30 protein-coding genes are annotated in these 24,537 nt (G+C 34.2%); 29 read left to right on the top strand and 1 reads right to left on the bottom strand.

Annotated features, from left to right (window positions below):
* Positions 1-2 precede the first annotated feature (2 nt).
* The 13 genes from M1D73_RS12880 (at position 3) to M1D73_RS12940 (ending at position 10,606) form a co-directional block, all read left to right on the top strand.
* The gene (locus M1D73_RS12880) at positions 3-281 is read left to right on the top strand and encodes an AbrB/MazE/SpoVT family DNA-binding domain-containing protein (protein ID WP_481158029.1); all 279 of its coding nucleotides are present in this window, start codon (positions 3-5) and stop codon (positions 279-281) included.
* Positions 274-633, top strand: coding sequence for a cell division protein SepF (locus M1D73_RS12885; RefSeq protein WP_481158030.1), 360 nt, complete (start codon positions 274-276; stop codon positions 631-633). The genes M1D73_RS12880 and M1D73_RS12885 overlap by 8 nt, the downstream gene beginning before the upstream one ends.
* 18 nt (positions 634-651) lie before the next feature.
* Positions 652-819, top strand: coding sequence for a DUF3954 domain-containing protein (locus tag M1D73_RS12890; RefSeq protein WP_000717821.1), 168 nt, complete (start codon positions 652-654; stop codon positions 817-819).
* A gap of 25 nt (positions 820-844) precedes the next feature.
* Complete coding sequence (locus M1D73_RS12895; protein ID WP_139020008.1) at positions 845-1,096, top strand: helix-turn-helix domain containing protein; 252 nt, start codon at positions 845-847, stop codon at positions 1,094-1,096.
* 20 nt (positions 1,097-1,116) lie between these two features.
* A complete protein-coding gene (locus tag M1D73_RS12900) occupies positions 1,117-1,599 on the top strand; it encodes a nucleoside triphosphate pyrophosphohydrolase family protein (protein ID WP_139020029.1) in 483 nt (160 codons plus the stop codon).
* 41 nt (positions 1,600-1,640) lie between these two features.
* On the top strand, positions 1,641-1,811 hold the full coding sequence (locus M1D73_RS12905; protein WP_179880369.1) for a hypothetical protein: 171 nt from the start codon (positions 1,641-1,643) through the stop codon (positions 1,809-1,811).
* 1,435 nt (positions 1,812-3,246) lie between these two features.
* The gene (locus M1D73_RS12910; RefSeq protein ID WP_440046375.1) at positions 3,247-4,416 is read left to right on the top strand and encodes a pectinesterase; all 1,170 of its coding nucleotides are present in this window, start codon (positions 3,247-3,249) and stop codon (positions 4,414-4,416) included.
* A gap of 2,280 nt (positions 4,417-6,696) precedes the next feature.
* On the top strand, positions 6,697-7,353 hold the full coding sequence (locus M1D73_RS12915; RefSeq protein ID WP_440046371.1) for a DUF6944 family repetitive protein: 657 nt from the start codon (positions 6,697-6,699) through the stop codon (positions 7,351-7,353).
* Positions 7,354-7,513: 160 nt separating this feature from the next.
* Positions 7,514-7,684, top strand: coding sequence for a hypothetical protein (locus M1D73_RS12920; RefSeq protein ID WP_440046369.1), 171 nt, complete (start codon positions 7,514-7,516; stop codon positions 7,682-7,684).
* 27 nt (positions 7,685-7,711) lie between these two features.
* On the top strand, positions 7,712-8,194 hold the full coding sequence (locus tag M1D73_RS12925; RefSeq protein WP_440046368.1) for an ArpU family phage packaging/lysis transcriptional regulator: 483 nt from the start codon (positions 7,712-7,714) through the stop codon (positions 8,192-8,194).
* Entirely contained in the window at positions 8,194-8,736 is a 543-nt protein-coding gene (locus M1D73_RS12930) for a site-specific integrase (RefSeq protein WP_440046367.1), read from the top strand. The genes M1D73_RS12925 and M1D73_RS12930 overlap by 1 nt, the downstream gene beginning before the upstream one ends.
* 300 nt (positions 8,737-9,036) lie before the next feature.
* Complete coding sequence (locus tag M1D73_RS12935) at positions 9,037-9,381, top strand: hypothetical protein (RefSeq protein ID WP_078386093.1); 345 nt, start codon at positions 9,037-9,039, stop codon at positions 9,379-9,381.
* A gap of 286 nt (positions 9,382-9,667) precedes the next feature.
* Positions 9,668-10,606, top strand: a complete 939-nt coding sequence (locus tag M1D73_RS12940; protein ID WP_349917159.1) for a hypothetical protein — start codon at positions 9,668-9,670, stop codon at positions 10,604-10,606.
* 199 nt (positions 10,607-10,805) lie between these two features.
* Here the strand turns inward: M1D73_RS12940 and M1D73_RS12945 are convergent, their stop codons facing one another.
* Positions 10,806-12,062 (bottom strand): hypothetical protein, encoded by a 1,257-nt coding sequence (locus tag M1D73_RS12945; RefSeq protein WP_349917161.1) that lies wholly within the window; start codon positions 12,060-12,062, stop codon positions 10,806-10,808.
* 30 nt (positions 12,063-12,092) lie between these two features.
* Here M1D73_RS12945 and M1D73_RS12950 point away from each other — a divergent pair, with 30 nt between their 5' ends.
* The 16 genes from M1D73_RS12950 to M1D73_RS13025 all read left to right on the top strand — a co-directional run bounded on the left by M1D73_RS12950 (position 12,093) and on the right by M1D73_RS13025 (position 24,519).
* Positions 12,093-12,269 carry a hypothetical protein gene (locus M1D73_RS12950; RefSeq protein ID WP_167320414.1) on the top strand — a complete coding sequence of 59 codons (177 nt, stop codon included), beginning with the start codon at positions 12,093-12,095 and terminating at the stop codon, positions 12,267-12,269.
* Positions 12,270-12,639: 370 nt separating this feature from the next.
* Positions 12,640-12,822: a hypothetical protein gene (locus M1D73_RS12955; RefSeq protein WP_349917164.1), complete on the top strand. Its 183-nt coding sequence runs from the start codon at positions 12,640-12,642 to the stop codon at positions 12,820-12,822.
* On the top strand, positions 12,788-13,123 hold the full coding sequence (locus M1D73_RS12960; RefSeq protein WP_349917166.1) for an HNH endonuclease: 336 nt from the start codon (positions 12,788-12,790) through the stop codon (positions 13,121-13,123). Before M1D73_RS12955 ends, M1D73_RS12960 begins: the two co-directional genes overlap by 35 nt.
* Positions 13,124-13,275: 152 nt before the next feature.
* Positions 13,276-13,611, top strand: a complete 336-nt coding sequence (locus M1D73_RS12965; protein WP_000124848.1) for a P27 family phage terminase small subunit — start codon at positions 13,276-13,278, stop codon at positions 13,609-13,611.
* Positions 13,608-15,266 (top strand): terminase TerL endonuclease subunit, encoded by a 1,659-nt coding sequence (locus M1D73_RS12970; RefSeq protein WP_349917168.1) that lies wholly within the window; start codon positions 13,608-13,610, stop codon positions 15,264-15,266. Before M1D73_RS12965 ends, M1D73_RS12970 begins: the two co-directional genes overlap by 4 nt.
* Positions 15,267-15,274: 8 nt before the next feature.
* On the top strand, positions 15,275-16,438 hold the full coding sequence (locus M1D73_RS12975; protein WP_414635040.1) for a phage portal protein: 1,164 nt from the start codon (positions 15,275-15,277) through the stop codon (positions 16,436-16,438).
* Positions 16,422-17,198: a head maturation protease, ClpP-related gene (locus M1D73_RS12980; protein ID WP_086400965.1), complete on the top strand. Its 777-nt coding sequence runs from the start codon at positions 16,422-16,424 to the stop codon at positions 17,196-17,198. The genes M1D73_RS12975 and M1D73_RS12980 overlap by 17 nt, the downstream gene beginning before the upstream one ends.
* A gap of 19 nt (positions 17,199-17,217) precedes the next feature.
* Positions 17,218-18,381: a phage major capsid family protein gene (locus M1D73_RS12985; protein ID WP_098213917.1), complete on the top strand. Its 1,164-nt coding sequence runs from the start codon at positions 17,218-17,220 to the stop codon at positions 18,379-18,381.
* 12 nt (positions 18,382-18,393) lie between these two features.
* Entirely contained in the window at positions 18,394-18,687 is a 294-nt protein-coding gene (locus M1D73_RS12990; RefSeq protein WP_481158031.1) for a hypothetical protein, read from the top strand.
* Between the two features lies 1 nt (position 18,688).
* On the top strand, positions 18,689-19,042 hold the full coding sequence (locus tag M1D73_RS12995) for a phage head closure protein (protein WP_061457257.1): 354 nt from the start codon (positions 18,689-18,691) through the stop codon (positions 19,040-19,042).
* A 1-nt stretch (position 19,043) separates the two neighbouring features.
* On the top strand, positions 19,044-19,385 hold the full coding sequence (locus tag M1D73_RS13000; protein WP_349917172.1) for an HK97 gp10 family phage protein: 342 nt from the start codon (positions 19,044-19,046) through the stop codon (positions 19,383-19,385).
* Positions 19,385-19,714, top strand: a complete 330-nt coding sequence (locus M1D73_RS13005) for a hypothetical protein (RefSeq protein ID WP_166572199.1) — start codon at positions 19,385-19,387, stop codon at positions 19,712-19,714. Before M1D73_RS13000 ends, M1D73_RS13005 begins: the two co-directional genes overlap by 1 nt.
* Complete coding sequence (locus tag M1D73_RS13010; RefSeq protein ID WP_086401729.1) at positions 19,715-20,302, top strand: major tail protein; 588 nt, start codon at positions 19,715-19,717, stop codon at positions 20,300-20,302.
* 4 nt (positions 20,303-20,306) lie between these two features.
* Positions 20,307-20,669, top strand: coding sequence for a hypothetical protein (locus M1D73_RS13015; protein WP_086401730.1), 363 nt, complete (start codon positions 20,307-20,309; stop codon positions 20,667-20,669).
* 230 nt (positions 20,670-20,899) lie between these two features.
* Positions 20,900-22,186, top strand: a complete 1,287-nt coding sequence (locus M1D73_RS13020) for a hypothetical protein (RefSeq protein ID WP_481158032.1) — start codon at positions 20,900-20,902, stop codon at positions 22,184-22,186.
* Positions 22,187-22,359: 173 nt separating this feature from the next.
* On the top strand, positions 22,360-24,519 hold the full coding sequence (locus M1D73_RS13025; protein WP_481158040.1) for a phage tail tape measure protein: 2,160 nt from the start codon (positions 22,360-22,362) through the stop codon (positions 24,517-24,519).
* The last annotated feature ends 18 nt before the right edge of the window (positions 24,520-24,537 follow it).

The raw sequence follows: 24,537 nt of genomic DNA on the forward strand, positions 1-24,537 counted from the left end.
GTATGAAAAACACAGGCGTTGCAAGAAAAGTGGACGAGCTAGGTCGTGTAGTAATTCCAGTAGAGTTACGCAGAACTTTAGGGATTGTCGAAGGAACGGCACTAGATTTTCTTATCGATGGTGAAAACATTGTTTTAAGAAAACATGAAAAGTCATGCTTTGTAACGGGTGAAGTTTCTGAAACCAACATAGAGTTGCTAGGTGGCCGAATGTTTTTAAGCAAGGAAGGGGCAAGTGAATTACTGGATTTTATTCAGAAGAGTGGGCTGGCGCATGGCTAAGCAACTAAATATTTTTGATGTAGAGCCAGCAATTTGTGAGTTCGATGCAATGAAGGCAAATGTGAAGAGAGGAACTGGACGCACTACATACGCTGACGTACGCGTCCAAGTTCCAACGAATGCAAAGTGTACGGATGAATTACCACGCACAACTAAACAAGATGATCGCTATGATATTTTTGAACAGTATGTAATGGCAATATGGAGATTTCAAAGAGCTGTAGATAAGTTTTTTAATTGGGATACAGCTGAAGAATTGTGTAGGGCAGCAAGGGATAAAAAAGAAATAATTCCGGTACGGGTTTATTTAGGAAGTGGTTTTAAACCTGATGTTGTCGAGTACATGCGGTAGTAAAAAGGAGAGGGACATATGAAAAAAATAGAAATTGATGTTAGTAGCAACAAACTTTTAATAGTGAAGGATGGAAATGTTACAGCATTCAATCCACCGGAGAGTGGTTTTGGTGAGCAAGTTGCTGTTTGGATAAACGGTAAAGTTGATCGTGTAGATACTAAGTTTACTGAAAAGATAAAATAATCATTTTAAGAAAGAAGGTTCGCTTATGAGTGTAGCGAGAAATCATGAAGTGATGAAGGAATCACGGTTGAAGGTATACATCGCTTTAGAAGAAGCTAACTTCATTTGGGATGAAAGAGATGTAGTTCGTTTTCGTAAAATGTGGAGTCAAGGTATGAGTTTGCCGAAGATGGCAAAAGCGTTAAGGAGACATCAAGCGGAGGTTGCTCTCCTTGTAATAGATCAGGCTGATAAGTATTTAATTGAAAATCGTCCGATAGGATTAGGAATTTGCTAAATAGGAAGGGGAAATCAAAAGTGAACATTATGGAAAATGGTGTATTAGAAGCAACTAAACTAATGAGTGAAGCAAAAAATGAGGATCAAGTTATAAATGAAGCTACAGTTTTACAGATTGCAAGTATCTTATCGATTGATGAATTAAATGATTATCAGGAAGCAACTTTACGAACTTGGAATAACAAAACTGATTTTGGAGGACGAGTTTCAAATGCAGCTTTAGGACTTACAGGCGAAGCTGGTGAAGTTGCCGATATTGTTAAAAAAGCAATTTATCACGGACATGGTTTTCAACCATCGCATTGTCCAGGAGAAGAAGACGGAAACACTTATAAGTTAGCCTTAGAGCTTGGAGATATTCTTTATTATTTATCAATTATGGCGCATGAACTGGGATATACGTTACAAGATATTGCTGAAATGAATATTGCAAAATTAGCTAAAAGATATCCTGATGGTTTTAGTCGAGAAGCAAGTCAAACACGTGTAGATGTAAAGTAAGACAAAATTTGAATTTTGTATGAAAGTAGGTGGGTAAGGCTGTGAGCAGAGAAGTAGAAAAACTGTTAAATAGAGCAGGTCTTTGGGAGACGAAATCAAAGAAAGCGGCTTTAAAAGGAGATCATGATAGAGCGGGGAAACTCCGAACAAAATCCCTGCAATTAGCAACTGAAGCTCGCAGGATTGAAGAAAGAAATAAAGCTGATAAATGAACTTAATAAGCGTTAATTTTTAAACAAAAGCGTTATTTTAATCGAAAAGAGAACCATTAGGGCGAATGGTTCTCTTGGACCAAGAACTATAATGTTTATTTTTTATAGTCCGTATAAGTATATGTACTTAAAAAAAAACAGTGAATCAACTGATATGTATTAACAGTTTACTTTTAATTAATGACTTTTTGCTTTCTTGCAAACAAAGTAAATTGACCCAGCAAATACTAATAAAATGGGAATCTATGCTCCAACTGACATTTCTGAATCTCCTTAAATTATACTGTTCTTATATTTTAATACATTTGTATTTTGAAATGTAAGAAAATAAAAAAAGAGAGTTTTTAACAAAATAGTTATTTTGTGTTTATCAAAAAATAGAGAGCTCTTTTTAAAGAGCTCTTGACCAAAAGTGATCTTGAATATGAATACGCACAATATTGTATGCGTGCTATTCAGGTAGGTGCAAATTTAAAACAAAATTCTTATTGTATGAGCAAAAATAAAAGAACCCGTTTGTTATAAACGGATTCTTCCCACAAGGTGTGCAAGAAATTCAAGGTAACTGGACCAGAGCTATCTGTGGAATTCCTTGTGATAATACTGTATGCAAAGGAATCAATAAGGTTAATGAAATTTAAACAAAATCTTTATTTAAATGAAGAAGCTCTAGAGTTAGGGCTCTAGAGCTTCTTGTGTTGGTATATCTCACACGATTTTATAAAAAGAATAGAACGTACTGAAGATAACACATGAATGTTTCATAAATATATCAAAAAAGTGAAGAAAAGCGTTATTTAGACATAAAAAAAGAGCACATATATATTGTGCTCTTGGACAAGAAAGGTAGATTTTTATGAGTGGAGAGTTTCTCCATACAATAACATATGCTTGTCCAGTTAAAAGGTGAAAAGTATTTTTCGAAACCAATAATAAATGAATAGAGCGCCTTGGGAGAACTAAAACGAAAACTTTATTTGAAAGTAAATAAAAAAAGAGCACACATATAAGTGTACTTTTAGCCTAAAAGGTTTGAACGTATGGACTGGAGTGCCCTACACAATAATATATGCTTGTCTAATTAATAGGTGAAAAATTTTTTATAAAAACGCTATTTTGTACTCAATAAATGATAAAGTAGCTAGATTAATGAGCTAAATAGAAAACATTATTTTAGAGTAAAGGGGGAGTTGAGCAATGGAGTTAAAGGAGTGCGCTCAACATTTGAGCGTACTTTCTAAGACAATCCTCTATTATAAAATAACAGCTAATAGAAAGAGAGTGGCCAGTAGAAAGAAAGCTCGTAATTATTTAACTGTTACGCTGTTAGCCGAGGACGAATATGAAAATTTTATTTGCATCTAATTGGTTTCCCGGCTCATAAGATATTAATGTGCAAAAACGAAATAAAGGATGAAAGGGGAAATAACGGTAGATGAGTTTACAAGAGTTGCTAATATCAAGGACCAATACAGCGGTGGTCATGAAATCGGGAAATGATTCAACAGCATTTATTGGAGGGAACCCTTTTAAAACAATTAATGGTGCGATTACAGCGATTAATACTACAGGAGCTACAGGGATTACAATTTTTGTGTTTCCTGGAATTTATGACGAAAAGGTAGTTATCCCTAATGGAAATTCATTACGAGGAATTAGTCTATGGACAGTAATAATTCGTCAACAGAATGCAACATCAAATACTACTGTACTCACAATGGGAGAAAATACAAGAGTAGAAGATATTACGGTATTAGGAACCTCTTCTATCCATGTGGATTTAACAGGGATTGCTTTTCCTGGAACAACATCACAAACTTCTAGATTAAGAACAGCAGTTATAACTGTGGATAATTCTACAGCATCAACAAGTGGAACTTCAAATGTTTATGGAATTCATTCTTTTGGAACAGGAATTCCAGATGAAAGTATAAGTACTGTAAGAGCAACAACGATAACAGTAAAATCAGCCGGTTTAGGGAATAAAAGAGCCATATTGGTTAATACAAATTCACATAATTTTCATTGCCGTGATGTTAATTTAACCACTACTAGTTCAGTTGGAGCAGGATCTTATATTGGGGCAGAAGTAAATCGAATAGGAGCGCAATTAAGTTTGCGTTTAGCGTCGATTCAAGGCACTACAGCGGATATATCACAATCAGCTGGAACATTGATTTTAAGTTCAGCGAATCTTATAAATTCTAACGCTAATAATTTGGGCTTTTCTACAGTTTTACAGCCTACTACTATTATTTGGGCAGACCCGTCAGGTCTGCCCACTGGTGGGACTCGTTTTTATAGACCAGGAACAGCAGCTGTTTCAAATACAGAAGTATTTATCCGATTAAGTCAAAAATCTGTTGTAAAATCACTATCGATACGTGCTCGAGTTGGTCCTGGAGGGACAAATACTGATACTTGGACTATTCGAAAAAATGGTGTGGATACACCTCTTGTAGTTTCATTAACTGGTGCTCAAACTTCTAATATAACTAATAATATTTCAACAACATTCCAAGCGGGAGATAGTATCTCGTTAAAAGTAACGGTTTCTACGCTAAGTGCGATAACCGATACTGTAATCCAAGTTGATATTTTTTGAAAATTAACAAATGAAGTGTTGTGTTAATGCAATGTCAAGTAATGAAACATATTCCTTTTAAAAAATACATTTATATAAGTGAATCTTTTAAGAGGGATTCTATTAGACGATAATTTTTGTATCATAATCTATAAGAAATATATTTAAACATGAAAAATCAATAAAAATTTCATTTTATCGTAATGAAAAAAAGAGTACATATTCGATATGTACTCTTGAAAAAAAGGAATGTGATGAAACGTAACACTATAACATATGCTTGCCTCGTTTGAAATTGTAAGGAATGTAACAAAATGGTTATTTTGTTACATAAAAACATGCAAAAAATTTGTGTATGTTTAATAAAAAGCTATGTCTTGTCTATGTAAATATATGCTTAATTTATATAAATCGTGTGCATGTTTGAACGAAATGGTTATTTGCAAATATAAAGAGCTTTTTTAAGGTGCTCCATGACCAAAACTAATATTGAAAAAGAATATTGCATTATATTTTATGTATGTTCTCAATACATGTGCAGATCTTTCTTTTGCACAATAAAGCAGCTAGTTAATAAAACTAACTGCTTGTTGTATAAAAGAAACGCTGCGCTTACAGAAATAGTTTGTAACTTTAAGTTACAAAAATAGTATGAACAAGGTTGAAAATGTTATGCGGAAATGAAAGAAAATAAAATGAAAAAGAGCATCGTTTGTAGATGCTCTTTGACCAAAACTTTCAGGAGAAAACAAGTAATGTGAGTTCACTCACTATAAGGTATGCGTAATATTCTTTTCTTGTGTAGTGAATATAAAAAAGAGCACCTTTAAATGGCGCTCATACGATAGGAGGTAACTTTTGGGGCTAACTGCTGAGGTTAAATTTATATGTTTTATCAAGAAAAAAAGAACAAAATTTCATTATTATTTCAATGTAAAAGAGCAGCCAGAAAAAGATAACTGCTCTCACAAGCACTGCCAAAAAGGACTACTTTGGGGAAAAAGTAGGTTGCACTTAGTGTTACCGTAATATTGGGATTTATTCGAGAAAAAGAAAAATTGAATTATTGAATAAAGTCCATATAAATACCAACACCTACTATTCCAATTAAAAAGATAGTCCCAATTAAGAAGCAAAGAATTTTAACCATGTTCAATAAAAATTTCATTTTATATGCTCCTATTTAGATTAGTACTGAAAAAGAGCAGCTAGTAAAAGCTAACTGCTCACCTCTCGACCAAGAGAGCTAGAGTGGGAAGAATTTAAAATAACCTTTTAAATTCTTTCATAGTATCGGAATAAAATAGAATTCTATTCACTTAATACTTAAATTAGGAAGTTCAATAATTGAATGTATCTATAGCATAGAGCGGATCTCAAAATTTTTTAAAGGTGAATAAAGAATGGGTACTTATTGGGAAAAAGGTAGTCAAGGAGTATTTCAAGAAGCGAGAGTTGGAACGCAATAAAAAAGCAGTTAGCAAAAGCTAACTGCATAGTGAATAAGAAGTACATAATGGTCATTCGTATTCAACCTTGGTGTACCTATATTATTAACATGTTCTAGAAATTTATTCAATAATAGAGCAGCTAACAAAAGTTAACTGCTCACGTAAGGAAATCAGAGAAAAGATTACCGTGTCATTTGTAGTATTGACGGAATGTTGAGTTCTATTCAAGTGTAGAAACTCTCTTTAAAAAAGGATATGATTTATCCTAGCAATTCATATAGGGTATACGTACATGGACGAATTTACTAATATTATAACGCAATAACTCACTGTTCGAGATGTTAATGTTATTAATTTTTTGTGAGATAATTACATTTGTAAATTGGGAGTAAAGTTAGAACTGAACAAAATAATCCTTTTAATATGAGCGGTATGTAACTGAAAGTTACATTTAGAGTATAAACAGAATTGGAAGAGTTATATGGGAATAGAACTTAATGAAAGGTTTATTTTATAAGAAAGTGGTGATACAAATGTATATCTGTCCAAAATGTTTAGATTGTTTCGCTGATCAGTATGAGTTATTTGAACATTTAACATTGTGTGGAGTGGATAATGATTCTTACGTATTTTAATAAATTTAAAGATGTAGTTGGTTTATGAGGTTGATTCAGTAATATGTATAAAATCAATATAGAAGTATGTTTAACAAATTCGCATAATTCCTAAAAATACTTTTATAAGACGTTATTATAAAGTGAGAAAGTAAAGAGAAATTTAAAATTATTAACAGTGAGATGGGGAATTGAATAGGATTATATTAATTACTTAATGCTGGGATATGTTTTTAATGGAAAATCAATTTAAAGAGATATTTGGTGCATGGATAGCAGCAATAGGAACTATTACTTCCGCTATTGGAAGTACGCCTTTTGAGTTTATAAGCAGTAATGTAAGGAAGGATTTAAATGTTTATGGAAACGTATTGCAGGCTGTTGGAAATGCTTTAGAGGCTGATGGTCAAGGAGAAGTGTCGCTTGAACAAATCGGTAATGAAATCCAATCAATCGGTAATGTTACTGTAATATCCGGATTGATTATTGAGTTTAAAGAAGAAACACAAATTAAATTAGTGATTGCTGGGAATTGGACACAGGCTTTGGGTGGACTTACAGCATTAGCAGATGAATTTGAGGATACATCCGATAAAGATGAATCCTTAAATATTATAGGAAACTTATTACAATCAATTGGGAATTCATTACAGGCAATAGGAGGTATTGAAGAATTAAAAAGTATCAGGAATGAAAACCGGTCTAATATAGAAGGTAATGTAAATGATGTGGAGAAAGATATAGACACTCAGGTAAATAAAAAAACTAATGAAAATGAAGAAGGGAAACTAATAGATATAATAGGAAGTTGGGTTCAAGCAGTTGGTTCTGTAATTTCATTAATTGGACAAATTCGTGAAGAGAGTGAGGAATTGGAAGGAAGCGATGAATAGAGTGAATTAATAGAACAGCTAACAAATAATTATTTTAAAGTGAAAGCAAACAGAATACAGTCCCGCTAGAAAACTAGAGGACACCAATTCATTAAAGCAGCAATTAAAGCTGTTTTAGGAATCGGTGTCCTTTTTATTTTGAAAAGGGAGATGGGGGAATATGAAGGTACTAAAGGACCAATTACGTGAGTGGAAAAAGCAATTGAATCATACAAAAAAGAATACTAAGAAAAAACGAAAAGAGAAGTTAAGCACTCGTGACATTGAAGGTTTAATGGGAATTCATGGCCCGCGTTATGAACGTAGACGTGGAGCATTAAGACAAAAGTGATTAAAAAATAAAAAGGAGTGGTCTTACATGACTAAACAATTATCTTTCTTACCAAAAATTGATAGAACAGCGACACAAGAGGAATTAGAAGGTTTGTTGGAAAGCGTACGTATACATAGACAATTTGGGGTTATGCGTAAAGAAATGAAAGTCACTCCTTCTTATGAAATACGTGAGCACGGTCCTACACATACTGTTGGTAAGCCATTAGAAGGTGTTGCTATAGCAAATATCCAACAAAGTAAACGAGAAGAGTGGCTAGAAAGAATGTCAGTACGTGTTGATCAGTTTCTAAATCGATTAGGAAACGGACGTGCTGGAAGCATTCAAAGAGATATTATTTTTAAACGTTATTTAGAAGAAGAGGACGTATGTGATTACATGGTTTATAACGAAATAGGAATGTCAGAGCGTACTTATCGACGTTGGAAGTCTAAAGCATTTTATAAACTTGCTTTTGCACTTGGATTAGAAGTTTACGAGACAGAAGAAACGGGAGGTAATGAATAATGAATTTTGTTCAACCGATACGTGATCCGGAGCAAATACAGCAGTTAAAAGATTATTTTAAGGAAAAGAGCTTACGTAATTACATTCTCTTCATTATGGGCATTAATACAGGTCTTAGAATATCTGATATTTTGAAATTGAAGGTAGGAGATGTCAAAGGCAATCATATATCTATGAGAGAAAAGAAAACAGGGAAACAGAAACGAATACAAATTACTGCAGCACTGAAAAGAGAACTTAAATGGTTTATTGAAGAAAGAGAAGATAAAGAGTATTTATTACAAAGTAGACAAGGTAAGAATCGTCCAATTGGCCGTAGCATGGCATATAAGATATTAAGTGGAGCAGCAGCAGAGTTTGGATTAGATGAAATAGGTACACATACGCTTAGAAAGACGTACGGTTATCATATGTACATGCAAACAAAAAACATAGCATTACTTATGGAGATATTCAATCATTCGTCAGAGAAGGTCACGTTACGTTATATAGGAGTAAACCAAGATGCAATGGATAAAGCAATGACTAGGTTTAAAATTTAATAATTGCTTATCTCTTTTTAAATCTAGAGTTATTGCAGCATTTTTGAAAAAACTACGCTAAGAGTATGTAAGGTTTTATACAGTTCCAGTAACAAACAAGAACCCTAAAAACGTGTTAGGATAGGAATATATATAAAATGCATAGATCCATAGAACAAAAAAAGAAGGTTCCTTGGTGAGCGTACGGTTTTCTCTTTTCAGTGATACCGATAATATTGCGTTATGTTAACTTTCTATGAATATCATATTCAACCAAAATTTCCCTTATTGATGGTATAATTAAAGTCTTGGAGGGGTATTATGGAATTTATTGTGGATATTGTATTTTATTTTGGGTTTTATTTTGGATCACTGTTTCTTATAATTGGTACCGCATTAGTTTTATTTATTATGGCTGCATTACCAAAAATCTGGAGTAAAAATCTATCATTCGTAATGCTCGGTTTAGGGATAAATATAATTACTATTCCGTTGTCTTTTTTTATAGGTGGGATGGCAACAGATTCTCCTGATAGTACTAGGTTAGATTTTTGGAAAGGATTTTTCTTTATTCAAAAAATACCGCTCTTTTTACTGATTTTTTTATTATTTTTAACTGTGGTGTTGTGGTTTATTCGTAAGAACAAGAAAAAAGTAAACATGTAGAATTTTAAAACGACTTCCAATAACGATAATTATTTAAGTAAGCTGTCCAGGTGGACAGCTTATTTTATTTTTCCGCATAGCGTAGGTTGTTTTGCAAAATGCTGATGGTATCCCTATACAGTTACTCATAATTTTCGTACTGTGTAACTCAAAAGAGAAAGTGAAACGAAATCAATGATACCAAACGATTCAGAGAAGGGTTCAGTTACACACAATATAAGATATGGGTAACTTAATCAGTGATATGGTAATATTTAATTATTATAATGAAAGTGGTGAAAGAGAAATGAATAAGGAATGTCCAATATGTTCAAATAAAAATGCAATGATTTATCCTACAGACAGAGGTAAAGAAATAGATTGCCCAAGCTGTGGTCTTGTTATGCTGCCAATAAGAACAGAGTTGAAGTTAAATGTGGATAAAAGTAAATATATAAAATTAGCCTCTGTATTAAGAAAAAGAAGTATGAACAATAGGATGGAGATATGCATATTTGTTGAAGGTAATAGTAAAGAGGGGCTACAAGAAAGATATCCAATGGTCTCTTTAGATGAATTATTGAGTGCATTTCCTAACAAAGTATCTGATAGAATTGATCAGTCTTTAGTTAATCTTGCGAAACTTTCTGAGTATCCAGGACATGAAATTTATATAGGGATTTCAGATTCAACTTTATTTTTTGTACAAAGTGAAAATTTAGGGGAGGTGGAATTTCTAATGCAGCAGTTAAAAGACGATGGCTATATTACTGGCTCTGTAGCTGGACTGCCTACTTCTTTGAAACTTACAGTTAAAGGGTGGAATAGAGTTGCTGAATTAGAGAGAAACACTATTAAAAATAATGAAGACGCATTTGTAGCGATGTGGTTTGATACAGAAGTTGAAAATGCTTATGAGGAAGCAATTGTGGTAGCGATAAAAGAGGCTGGATATAATCCTATTCGAATCGATAAGGTAGATCATAATAATAAAATATGTGATGAAATTATCGCGAAGATTCAAAGAAGTAAGTTTGTAATAGCGGACTTCACAGGACAAAGAGGTGGGGTTTATTTTGAAGCAGGATATGCGATGGGTTTAGGTAAACCCGTAATATGGACATGTAGGCATGATCATTTAGATAAAGTCCACTTTGATACAAGACAATATAGTCATATCGTTTGGGAAACAGAAGAGGATTTAAAAGAGAAATTATTTAATAGAATTAGGGCAACAATAAATTAAAAAAATAGTGGCAGAGCCGTGACCGCTTTTTGGCAGTAAATATGCCGGTTGTTTTGGAATTATCATGTTATATTTGTATTGTGAGAAGTGGTGGAAAACAATTTTGTTCTATAATTAGTACATTTATCAAAAATAAAAAAGTACAACCCCTTTATTTTATAAGAGGTTGTACTTTTTTTTATAATCCTACGAATAGGTATTATTTAATAAAGGGCATGATAAAGTTGATAAAATCGTCATATTTTTCTTGAGTTGGTTGTTTATTTTCAATTTCTTCTGACTTGTTTTTATGCAAAATTCTTATATTTGCGGTATTAAGAGAAAATTCTAAGTTCACTATAGCTGTTCCAGACTCTAATCTTTTTATAATTTTTAAATATTCAATTGCCCTTCTGTTTAAGAGGACAGGTAGGTTTAGCCAATAAAGATTGTTAGAAGATATACATTTATCACCATTGTCAGTGATTTTTATCTCAGCATAGTTTAAATCTCTATCACTTTTTGCATTTCGAAATCTTATCCCTACTACATCACCTAAATCACTAACATCCAGAGTTGTTGCGATAATTGATAACACGCCATTTGAAATATAATCTTTAGGAGATATATCCGTGTTATCGGGTGGAGTAAATTCTTCGCAAACTATATTTGTGAATTTCTCAATTTCTGTATCAAGTATTTCTAATTTTTCATATGCTTTTTTTCTTTTGTTACTTAATAGTGCTTCTTCTAAAGAAAAGAGATTGTTTCGGAAGCTTTCAACTCTTGAATAATTAATTGCTGGCTTAAAATGATCTAAAAAATTCAAGGTATTTTCAACTCGTCCGGACATTGTACTAAGTTCGGAGGACTCACTTACTATATTATCTACATCTCTTAAACGAATGTGTAGTAATTCTCTTCTAAAATCAATGTCTACAATAGTTGGGAAAATAATTTGTTTAGAATCACCGTTTTTGAATTTCGTACTAACTATCTTTGAGTCTAATAGAAGAATTCGAAGAGTGTCTAACTTTCCATCATTCAACTCTCTATATCCACAAATAACAAAATCTTTATCAACAGATAGATTATTGATGTTACTTAGAATTTTATGTTGCTGTGGTATACCCCAAGATTTTAAAAGTTGTTTGGAAAAATTAACATCATCTAAATTAAATGCACTTGTATTAAGCTTAAATAAATAAGAATTTAAAAGTGAATCTTCTAAAAGCGCAAAGAGGAGATCATCTAAATCTAATTCGTCAATAATTTTCTCTTTTATTCCGTGAACCAATGTCTTAGCTATAATATCAGCTGTTGAATCATCTTTATTTTCTTTTCGTATACTAACATATGTTGAGTTGAAGTTAGGGAATTTATTACATTCATTAAATTGTTCTGAAACTGTATTCTTTTTCAAGTAAGGATAAAAAAGTAATATTTTTTCTAATGTATCTAGTTGCTTTTCGTTCATAATATCTTCCTTTCATAAGGTGGTGAGAACATGTGTCCTCAAGTTTTTAGTAATACAACTTTTTTAGGAGAACATCCAATTCAAAGTATTTGTCGTGAAGATGGTGTTGTAGCTGTTGGAACTGTGTTACAAATTCACAATAAGTCTTATTGTGTTGGCAATATAATGATAAAAACGGATGGTACAATAATTATTGAGGTTTATTAATCACCTCCTAAAAGAAGGTTCTCCTAAATATGTTATAATTCGACAAAAAAATATTTTCACCTTTAATTTTAATATTAATATAATAGGAATTTAAAAATGTGGGATTTCCTTCTGCTATATCTTTACTTTAGGAGAATAGTTTATGAATGATATAGTTGTTATTAATTTTTTAAGGTCATATGTGTACTTCGTGCGTTTACTCTTAAATTGATTCCAAAAAAATTGCATGATTCAAAATAAACAGTATCCATTTGGGTGCTGTTTATTTTGAAGAGAAAAGGAGTGAGGATAAATGGAAGACTAGTTAAACTTGAGAAGAATATTACCTTTGACACAATGCTGCATATCGTTAATAGGGATGCAGAATTGCGTGAGTCTAGAAAAATTGCCAACATTAATTGAAGTGCTAAATGAATTACGCAATAATACGACACTAAAAGAAAAGAAAGAAGCTACAGCAAGTATAATCAATAAACTGCTTGATGATTTATTAGAAGAGAAACGATTGGTGGAAAATGATGAAGGAATACAAATCCAAACAACAGAAGCGTAAATTCTATGATAGTGGTGAATGGAAACAGTTACGTGAACAAGTAAAGAAGCGCGACAACTATGAATGTCAAGAGTGTAAGCGAAACGGTCGCGTTCAAACTGATACGAATGAGTACAGTGAGAGTGCAAAGCGTAAGAAGATTCAACTCGTCGTCCATCATATAAAAGAACTAGAACATCATCCAGAACTTGCATTAGAAACAGATAATCTAGAAACAGTATGTGTGGATTGCCACAACAAAGAACACGGAAGAACATTTAAAAAGAAACAAAATAAATGGGAACATGATGAAAAGTGGTAAAAATGAATCAGAAACAATCCCCCCCCTTAAAATATTTCAGCAAAAAATGCTCTAAGGGGCACCGGAGGAGGGGGTCGATTTTTCAAATTTAGAACCAAATTCGCGCGTTATATCAAATTGGAAAACGATGTAAATCAGAAGGGAGGGATATTGTGGCTAGAGTGAAGCGTGAAACAATGAGAAAAAGGATTGAAAAGGATCTAACAAATCAATTAAAAGAAAAAAAGATTGTAGGTAATCATTATACTGACTTAATTCAAGACTATTTATCGTTGTGGGATTTAAAGTGTGTTCTTGTTGATGATATTGAAGAAACAGGAATAAAAGTATCTGGCATGCATGGTCCGAAATCCAATCCTTCTATTAATGATTTACATAAAACAAATGATCGAATGATAAAGATTTTAGATGCACTTGGATTAGAAGCATCGGCAGAAGAAAAGAAAGTTCCTTCAAAACCTGTGCGCTCAGTTAAAGATTTAACATGATTCAAAATAATTATGTCACTGAATATATTGAGATGTATCGCGCAGGGAAAATTAAGCTGAATAAAGAGCGCATAATGCTAATTGAGTACCTGGAGAAATACATTTTAATACGCGATGATTTGTATTTCGATAATGAAATGCATGATGACTATATAAAATTCACTGAGAAATGGTACTTTGAATTGCAAGCATTTCAAAAGTTCCTAACAGCATTCGTTTTTCTTTTCTATAAAGAAGATGATTCTGTTTTTTACGAGCAATTTTTAATTATGATGGCTCGTGGTGGTGGTAAAAACGGTTTAATTTCATCATTATGCCATTTCTTTATTAGTCCGCTGCACGGAATAGATCGATACAATGTTTCAATTGTGGCGAACAACGAGAAACAGGCCAAAGTTTCTTTTCGTGAAGTCTATGATGCTATTAAAGGAAAAGAAATACTAGAAGATATGTTTTATCGAACCAAGGTAGAGATACTGAGTAACGATACGCAAAGCATTATTCAATATCATACATCTAATGCTGGTTCTAAGGATGGACTTCGTGACGGTTGTGTTATTTACGATGAAATACATCGATATGAAAACTTTGATGTAGTAAATGTATTCTCTAGTGGACTTGGAAAAGTGCCAAATGCTAGAGAATTTTTTATTGGTACAGATGGCTTTGTCCGCGATGGATTCCTGGACAAAACAAAAGAGCGGGCGATGAATATTCTAAAGGGGAAAGATTTAGAAGATCCATTATTCCCTTTCATTTGCAAGATAGATAATCCAGAAGAAATTGATAATCCTGATGTATGGGAAAAAGCGAATCCGATGTTTAGCGAGCCGAGAAGTTCTTATGCTAAACAATTATTTAAAAAGGTATTAACTCAATATAAACAATTAGAAAATAATCCTTCAAACCGTGAAGAATTCATAACAAAACGTATGAATTATCCTGAAACAGATTTAACAAAGTCTGTAGCTTCATGGGAAGAAATCATGCGTACTGGTTTTGAAGAAGATGGGGAAACGCTCAGAGAGGTTCCAGATTTAAAACATAAAGTAGCTGTAGGCGGACTCGACTTCGCCAGCATTAAAGACTTTGCTGCGGTTGGTCTACTCTTTAAACATGGTGAAGATTATATATGGAAAGGTCATTCATTTGTACGTAAAGGATTTTTGGACAAGGTGAAATTAAAAGCACCTATATATGAATGGGCTGAAAATGGCTTACTAACTATTGTGGATGAACCAGTTATTAATATCTCTCACATTGTAGATTGGTTTGTAAAAATGCGTGAGTTATACGGTGTTAATACGATTGTAGCCGATACATTCCGCCTTGATCTTGTCAAAACGGCACTTGAAGCTGAAGGATTTATATTGTTGTATATCCGTAATCCAAAGGCAATACATTCTCTTTTAGCACCAAGAGTTGAAACGTTGTTTGCAAACAATCGCATTATTTTTGGAGATAATCCATTGATGCGTTGGTACACTAACAACGTCTACGTCCACATCAAAAAAGACGGCAACAAAGAGTATCTGAAAAAAGATGAATTTAAGCGTAAAACAGATGGATTTCAAGCTTTTATTCATGCGCTATGGCAAGCGGATAACATTCTTGTGGATGAATTCGACTTTATGTTAGATGGTATTAAATTCTAATAAAGGGGGTGATAATCATTGGATGGCTAGATGCAGTATTTAAAAGAAATAGTGAAGTAGGATTTATGTTTGATGTGGAAATGTTTATTGAGAAAGCCAATAGAGTACACATGAAGCGACTGGCGATTGATACCTGTATATCCTTTTTAGGGAGAACAATTAGTCAGTCAGAATTTAGAGTGAAAAATGGTGAAGAATTTGAAAAGGATGAGCTTTACTATCGATTAAATGTCAGACCGAATAAGAATATGACAGCAAGTACCTTTTGGGAGAGTTTCATTTACAAACTTATTTATGATAATGAAGCTTTGATTATACAAGCGGATGATGGTGATTTACTTATTGCTGATGACTTTGAACATAATGAATATGCTGTGTTTGAAGATACTTTTACAAATGTCACTGTAAAAGATTATCAGTTTAAGAGAAGTTTTAAACAAAGTGAAGTTATTCATTTAAGATACAGGAATGATAAGTTATCACCTCTTATCGATGGTTTGTTTACTGATTATGGTGATTTATTCGGTAGAATATTAAGTTCTCAAAAACGTAAGAATCAAATTCGCGGAACAGTTGATATGGACATGCTCGCTGCAAAGAGCAAAGAACACCAATCAAAACTGCAAGAGTTTATTGATAACATGTACAAAGCGATTGGAGAAAAAGATGTCGCTATCATTCCACAACAACCAGGTTTTAAGTATGCTGAAACGTCAGGTGGAGCGAGTTCTGGGCAGAGTGTGGAGGAAATTAATAAAGTAACAAATGGCTTCTTAAATCAAGTAGCAATGGCTTTTGGTATTCCAACTGCTTTGATATATGGCGAAATGGCTGATGTGGAGAAGCAAACGAAAAATTATATGCTTTTCACAGTGAAACCTCTATTAAAAAAGCTTTCTGATGAAGCAAACGTTAAATTTTTTGAAGAAGAAGAGTATCTTTCAGGACAAAAAATTGAAGTTAAAGCTGTTTCTTATCAAAGCATATTTGATCTTGCGACAAGCATCGATAAACTCATTTCTTCAAGTGCATTTACAGGGAATGAGATTCGATTAGAAGTAGGATATGAAGTTTCTGATGATCCTAACTTAAATACACATCATATTACGAAAAACTATACGAAACTAACTGAATCTGAAGGAGGTGAGAATACAAATGACGGTGAAAATTGACGTTAAAGGGCCAATCATTTCGAATGATGAAGCTTGGATTTATGATTGGTTTGAAATGGATGCGACAAGCCCAGGTAAGATTACAAAACAACTGGATAATGCAAATAGTGAGGATTTAATTGTATCAATCAATAGTCCTGGCGGTTATGTAGATGAGGGTTCGGAAATTTACACAGCATTAAAAAATTATCCTGGTCATGTAGAAGTTCAAATTGTTGGTTTGGCAGCAAGTGCAGCTTCTGTAATTGCGATGGCTGGTGATAAAGTTCGAATTTCTCCAACAGCAAAAATCATGATTCACAACGCTGCTAAGTGGCATGGTGGAGATCATCGTGACATGGAAAAGGCAGCCGAGATGTTAAAAATAACAGATCGAGCAATTGTAAATGCCTATGTCATTAAAAGTGGTAAATCTGAGGAAGAACTACTTAACATGATGGCTGAAGAAACTTGGATGGGTCCGCAACAAGCATTAGAAAACAATTTCGCGGATGAAATCATGTTTATGGAGAATCCAGTTAAAATGACGGCTTCAACGGCTACTACTGCCATGCTTCCGCAGAAAGTAATCGATGGCTTTAGAAATGGAACCATGAACAAAGGCCAAGGAATTACAAAAGAAGATTTAAATGCAGCATTATCAGGATTGAAAAATGAAATCCTGAATGATTTACAAAACAATATAGAAGAACAACCAAAGGAGCCGAATCCTAAACCTGTAAAAAACAGTGGGATTAAAGGGCTCCTTTTAAAATTATAAAAAACGGAGGAAACACATAATGGTTATTAAATTTAATAAATCTGAAGCATTTAATAAGGCAAAAGCAAAATTGACGGATACTTTAACTAACGCGGAAAGCACAGAACAAGAACAGACGTCAGCGTTTGAAGGTTTCTTTGATGCACTACAAACAGATGTAGCAAATACAGTTCGTGAACAAGTAAATAACGATATGCTTGATCGTTCCATTTTACAGCAACGTGGTCAAAATGTTTTAACTTCATCAGAAACAACATTCTTTAATGCAGTTGTTAAAGAAGGTGGATTTACAGATGGCTCAATCCTTCCTGTAACGACGCAAGAGCGTGTGTTTGAAGATTTAGTTACAGAACATCCCTTATTAGCTGAAATTGGTTTGCAAGACTTAGGAGCAGTTACGAAGTTTATTTACTCTGATGCAACGAAGGCGTATGTATGGGGCGAATTATTCGGGGAAATCCGTGGACAAATTGATGCTATCTTCAAACAAGAAAAAATTGGTCAACTTAAATTAACTGCATTCGCAGCTATTCCGAATGATATGAAGGAACTTGGGCCGGAATGGATTGAACGCTATGTTCGAACTGTTTTAGTAGAAACATATTCTGTTGGTCTAGAATTTGGTTTTATTAATGGTGGCGGATCTGTAGCACATCAACCAGTTGGTTTAATGAAAGATGTAAATCCAGAAACAGGCGCTGTTACTGATAAAAAATCTTCTGGCAAATTAACATTTGCTCCGTCTGATAAAGGGGAAATTGTAGCAGGCGAACTTTATGAAGTAGTAAAAGCTTTATCTGTTGATGCGAAAGGGAAATCCAGAAAAGTATTAAATAAAATTGTAATGGTAGTTAACCCGATTGATGCGATTGGCGTACAAGCACGTAATACAATCCAGACCGCAACAGGTCAATGGGTAATGGCATTGCCTTATAACATTAAACCTGTAGAGTGTGAGGAAGTTCCTGTTGGTAAAGCATTATTCTTTGTAAAAGGACAATATATTGCTGCAATCGCAGGTGGATACAAGCTAAAAGAATTTGATCAAACATTAGCTTTCGAAGATGCTACTCTTTATACAATTAAACAATTTGCTAATGGGAAACCGAAAGATAATAAAGCGGCTCTTGTTTACGATTTAGAAATTTCATTTACACCACCAACTCCACCAGCAACTAAATAAGGAATGATGTAAATGGAAACAGTAATTTCAAATGAAATATTACAGGAATTTAAAGATAGGATGCACTTAGGAGATGAGGAAGACGATAACCTAAAGCGTATCCTTTCTACGTCCAATAAGGCTTTATTAAGAGTTTGTGGCGATTATGGTTTAAATAATAACGAGGAGTTCAAGGAATTAGTCTTTGAACGCTCTCGTTATGCCTATAACGATGCCTTAGAGTATTTTGACAAGAATTTTTTAAGTCAGATTAATAGTTTAGGTGTTGATAAAGCGTTAGAAGAAATTAAATTGGACGGTGATTAATATGCGTCCTTTTCAGTACAAAAAACCACTGAATACAGGTGATTGTAGAAATCGAATTATCATTGAGCAACCTGAAGTAATAAAAGATGATTTGAATCAAGAAGTTGAAACAGGTAATTGGCAAGAAGTAAAAAAAGCATGGGCAATGATAAAAACGGTAAAAGGTTCAGAGTACATTGAAGCTTCGGCTTCACAGTCTACACGAATTTATCGGTTTGTAATTCCCTATACAACAGGAATTACAGAATTAATGCGAATTAAAATGAAGGATCGTATCTTTGACATTATCGAACCGCCAATGAATGATGATGAATTGTATCAAACATTGACTATTATCGCAAAGGAGCATGTTTAATATGAATGATTTTGCGAGCGAACTTGCTAGAGAATTGCAAAGATATGCAAATGTTGTGGAAGAAGAATTACTGACAGCGCAGGAAGAAGTTGCTGATGTTGCTGTGAATAAATTAAAGCAAAATAGTCCTAAAAAAACAGGTGCTTACCGTAAAGGGTGGCGTAAGAAAAAAGAAGATAATGGTGTTGTTATTCATAATACTCAAGGAAAATTAACACATCTTTTAGAAAAGGGACATGCGAAAGTTGGCGGTGGACGTGTTCCGGCTCAAGTGCATATTCGTCCAGTTGAAGAGTATGTAATTAATGAATTACCAAGACGGATTGAAAGGGCGCTTGAATAATGACATTAGGTGAATTAATAAAAATTCTTGAAGCTACAGGATATCCTGTGGCTTATTCGCATTTCACAGCAACACCAGGTAACCCAGTTCCAGCGCCACCATATATATGTTTCCTTGTGGATGGATCAGCAAATTTAATGGCTGATAACAAGGTGTATCACAAAATAAATGATTTAAATATAGAGCTTTATACAACTAAAAAAGATGTAGTCACAGAAGCAAAACTTGAAAAGGTCCTGGACGATCATGAGATACCTTATGACTCGTATGGGACATTTATTGAATCTGAAAAAATGTATCAAAAAATATATGAAACGAGGTTGATATAAATGAATGAAAATAAAGTAGCTTTCGGTCTGAAAAATGTCCACTATGCACTCTATGACATTAAAGATGGTGTAGTTACATTTAGTACACCGATACGATTACCAGGTGCGGTTGAATTAACATTTGATCCACGAGGGGATTTAATTGAGTTCTATGCAGATGACATGCTTTACTACGCAGCAAGTAATAACCAAGGTTATGATGGGACGTTATCTATTGCGACTATTCCAGAGCAATTTGCAGTTGATGCATTAGGAGAGGAATTAGACGCAGAAGACGGTGTATTAAATGAATTAGCTGACGCAAAAGGAAAACCATTTGCTTTATTGTTTGAATTTGATGGCGATGTACGAGCGACTCGACATGTTATGTTTAACTGTTCAGCAAGTCGTCCAACGATTGCATCTAAAACGAAAACTAATTCAGCGGAGCCAAATACAAATGAGCTTAAATTTGTATCAAGCCCTATTGATATTAATGGAAAACGTATGGTTAAAACGAAAACTACAACAAAATCAAAACAAGAAATCTATGATAATTGGTACAAAAAAGTGTATACAAAAGTACCTGCATTAGCAAAAGGGGCGTAAGTGAATGGAAAAGACAATTACAATAGATGGAAAACAAGTTAGATTAAAAGCTACAGCAGCAACAGTTAAACGATATAAAGCACAATTCAGACGTAATTTATTTGCAGATTTGATGGGTTTAGGGGCAATTAGTACATTAACTTCACCAGATGGCTCACAACAACCTCTTGATATGTCTAATGTTGATTTAAGTAATGTAGATTTTGAACTTATTTATGACCTAACTTGGTTATATGCTAAAACGGCTGATCCAAATATTCCTGATCCTATGACATGGCTAGATGGATTTGAAGAATTCCCAATTGAAGAAATTATGCCTGAAGTTATGGAATTAGTTCAGGTCACTATGGGAGCAAAAAAAAAATAAAGAAAAACAATGGAGAGCAAGGGACATTCAGTGATGAAGAATTTACCACTGAATTGTTTCTTGCTCTTTGTTATAAAGCAAATTTAACACATGGTGACTTAGAAGAAATGACCGTAGGTGATTGCTTTGATTACATTGCTGAATTCGCTGAGTTAGAGAATCCAGATAAAGAAAAAGTTAGAAAAGCAGGTCAAAAAGACTTCGATTCATTCTAAGAAAGGGGTGAGAAAATGGCAGGAAGAATTAAAGGGATTACGATTGAAATTAATGGTAACACTCAACCGTTACAAAACGCTCTAAAAGATGTTAATAAACAAAGCGATTCTTTAGCTAAGGAACTAAAAGATGTCGAGCGTTTGTTAAAGTTCGATCCTGGTAATGTGGAGGCACTTTCTCAAAAACAAAAATTACTTACACAACAAATAGAAAATACAACGCAAAAGCTAGATAAGTTGAAAGCAGCGGAACAACAAGTACAAGCTCAATTTCAAAACGGTAAAATTTCTGAAGAACAATATCGTGCATTCAGACGTGAAATTGAATTTACAGAAGGATCGCTTAATGGTCTGAAAAATAAACTTGGAAACATGAAAGCTGAGCAAGAGAATGTAGCGAGTTCTACAAGGCAATTAGAAACATTGTTTAGAGCTACAGGAAAAAGCGTTGATGATTTTGCAGGAGCATTAGGAAATCGTCTTGTGAATGCAATTCGAAATGGAACAGCTACAAGTCGTCAGTTAGAGCAAGCGATTGGAATTATTGGCCGTGAAGCGTTAGGGGCAGAAACAGATATAGAGAAATTACAGCGAGCACTACGATCTGTAGATGCTGGTAATTCAATTCAGCAAGTACGAAATGAACTGAGAGATTTACAACAAGAAGCCGGAAGAACTGAGAAGAAGTTTGAAGGTCTAAAAGTTGGATTAGAAAATGTTATCGGTGGAATGGCAGCTGGTGGCGGAATGGCAGCAGCTGTTGAAAAAGCACTTGATATGTCAAAGTTAAAAACAAAAATTGAAATAGGATTTGATGTTCCTGAATCCTCAAAAAAATCAGTAGAGGATGCTGTGAGAGGAATTTCAGCCTATGGATTAGATGCAGAAGAAGCACTTGAGGGTGTAAGAAGACAATGGGCTTTGAATAAAGATGTTAGTGATGAAGCAAATGCTTCTTTCGTAAAGAGTGCAGCTGTTATTTCTAATGCTTATGCTGGCATTGATTTTACTGAATTAATTCAAGAAACGAATGAAATCGGTAATGAATTAGGCATTTCACAAGAAGGCGCTCTTGGTATGGCTGATGCCTTATTAAAAATGGGTTTTCCACCGGAACAATTAGATATTATCGCCGAATATGGTGGTCAGTTAACGCGAGCAGGATACAACGCTGAAGAAGTACAAGCTATTATGGCAGCTGGGGTTGAAACAGGAACCTGGAATATCGATAATTTGCTAGATGGACTGAAAGAAGGTCGTGTAAAAGCGGCTAATTCGGTCAAGGTGTCGATAAAGCAATGACAGAAGCCCTTGAAGGTACACAAATTTCAGCAGAACAAGTTCAAAAATGGGGTCAAGCTGTAGCTAATGGTGGTAAAGAAGGTTCAGTCGCAATGACCGAGATTGCACAAGCTCTATCGCAAGTTGATGATGAAACAAAGCGTAATGAATTAGGTGTTAAGTTTTTCGGAACAATGTATGAAGATCAAGGGCAAAACATAATTAATACTTTGCTAGGTGCGAAAGAGAAAACAGTAGATTTTGGGAAGCAACAAGATAAACTGAATGATTCTATTAAGAAAATGGATGCAAACCCAGCAGTTAAATTTCAAAAAGCGATGCAGGATTTACAAGTTGCGCTTCAGCCAGTTCTTAGTGTCATAGCGGATGTCATCTCCAAAATAGCTGAATGGGTTTCAAACAATCCAAAGTTAGCAGCCACATTAACAGCTGTCGCAATGGCTATTGGTATAATCTCAGGTGCAATTATGGCGCTTGCTCCTATAGTCATGACAGTCATGAGCTTTTTTGAAATTGGAGCTTTAGCAGCAGCCGGACTTGTTGCTATTGTCCCTATTATAATCGCAGCTATAGTGGCTCTAGGAATTGCTATTTATAAGAATTGGGATTCTATAAAACAGTGGACAATAGATACATGGAATTCTATTAAGGAATATTTAATAGAGCTTTGGGATGGGATAGTTCAATCTTCTAGTGAAGCTTGGAATTCTTTCTTAGAAACAATGCATTCATTCTTTGATCCAATAGGGCAATTTTTTAGCGATTTATGGACAGGGATAGGTGAAATATGTAGTAGTACATGGAATTCTATTGTTGAATTCTTTTCAGGAGCTTGGGCCTCATTCACTGAAATGATGCATAGTTTCTTTGATCCAATAGGTGAATTCTTTAGTAATTTGTGGTCAGGTATTGTGGAAACGGCGTCTTCTTGGTGGACTTCTTTAGTTACAACAGCTTCTGAATTGTGGGGGACACTTGTACAAGCTTGGCAGGAAACGTGGAACACTGTACTTACGGTCTTAGACCCTATCATTTCATTGATTTCTACGGTCCTTGAGGCTGGTTGGTTATTAATCCAAGCAGGGGTACAAATTGCGTGGGCAGCGATAAGTCAGTATATTATTCAACCAATCCAAGAAGCTTACAATTGGGTGAGTAAACAAATTGGCGAATTGGTTACATGGCTTGGTACACAATGGGAAATTGCAAAAGCCGTGGCTCAAGTTGCATGGGGATTACTTAAGCAATATATCATTCAGCCAGTCCAGGAAGCTTGGAGTACAACAAAAGAAAAATTCAGTGATTTGATTTATTGGTTAAGCTCACAGTGGGAACTTGCTAAATCGTATACTCTTATGGCTTGGAATTTGGTTAAACAGTATGTAATTCAACCAGTTCAAGACTTGTGGAATACAACCAAGCAAAAACTTGGTGAATTAGCAAATTGGATATTAAGCAATTGGGAATCTATAAAATCCTATACACTTTCAGCTTGGAATTTAGTGAAGAAATACGTGATTGATCCAGTAACTGAAGCTTACAATTCAGCGAAACAAAAATTTACTGATTTATATAATTCAGCGAAAGAAAAATTCGATTCCGTAAAGAGTGCAGCACAAGAAAAATTTGAAGAAGCTAAACGATTTATTATTGATCCAATAAAAGATGCGGTTGGGAAAGTAGAAGAATTCATTGGGAAAATAAAAGGATTCTTTAGTGATTTGAAGTTGAAAATTCCAAAACCTGAAATGCCACCTCTTCCACACTTTAGCTTGCAAACTAGTACGAAAAATATTTTAGGGAAGGATATTACATTCCCTTCTGGACTTAATATAGATTGGCGTGCAAAAGGTGGTATCTTCACTAAACCGACTATCTTTGGAATGAATGGCGGAAACTTGCAAGGTGCAGGAGAAGCTGGCAAAGAAGCGGTTTTACCTTTGAATAAAAAGACACTTGGAGATATTGGCGCAGGAATCGTAGCAGCCATGCCACGACAACAATTTGCTATATCAGGGGAAATAAATCAACTAATGAGCGATATGAGCCGTATGATGACTAATTCTGCAAACCAATTAGCGGGATTAAAAACCGTTATGAGTGGTGTGTATGGGAATATGTCAAACAGCAGACAAGCCATGACAAACAGTGTATCAAATCAAGTCATTAATAACTCTTTTGGTTCGTCAGGTGGTGGAGTCATTCCAATGCTTGGTGGTGATTTAGTTGTGGAAGTTCCTGTTAGTTTAGAAGGAAGAGACGTGGCGCGCGGTACTTATCGTTATACAACCGAGTATCAAGAAAGAGAAACAAAAAGAAACTCAGACTTTTAGGTTTGGGTTTCCTTTATT

The sequence above is a fragment of the Bacillus sp. PK3-067 genome (assembly GCF_056738645.1).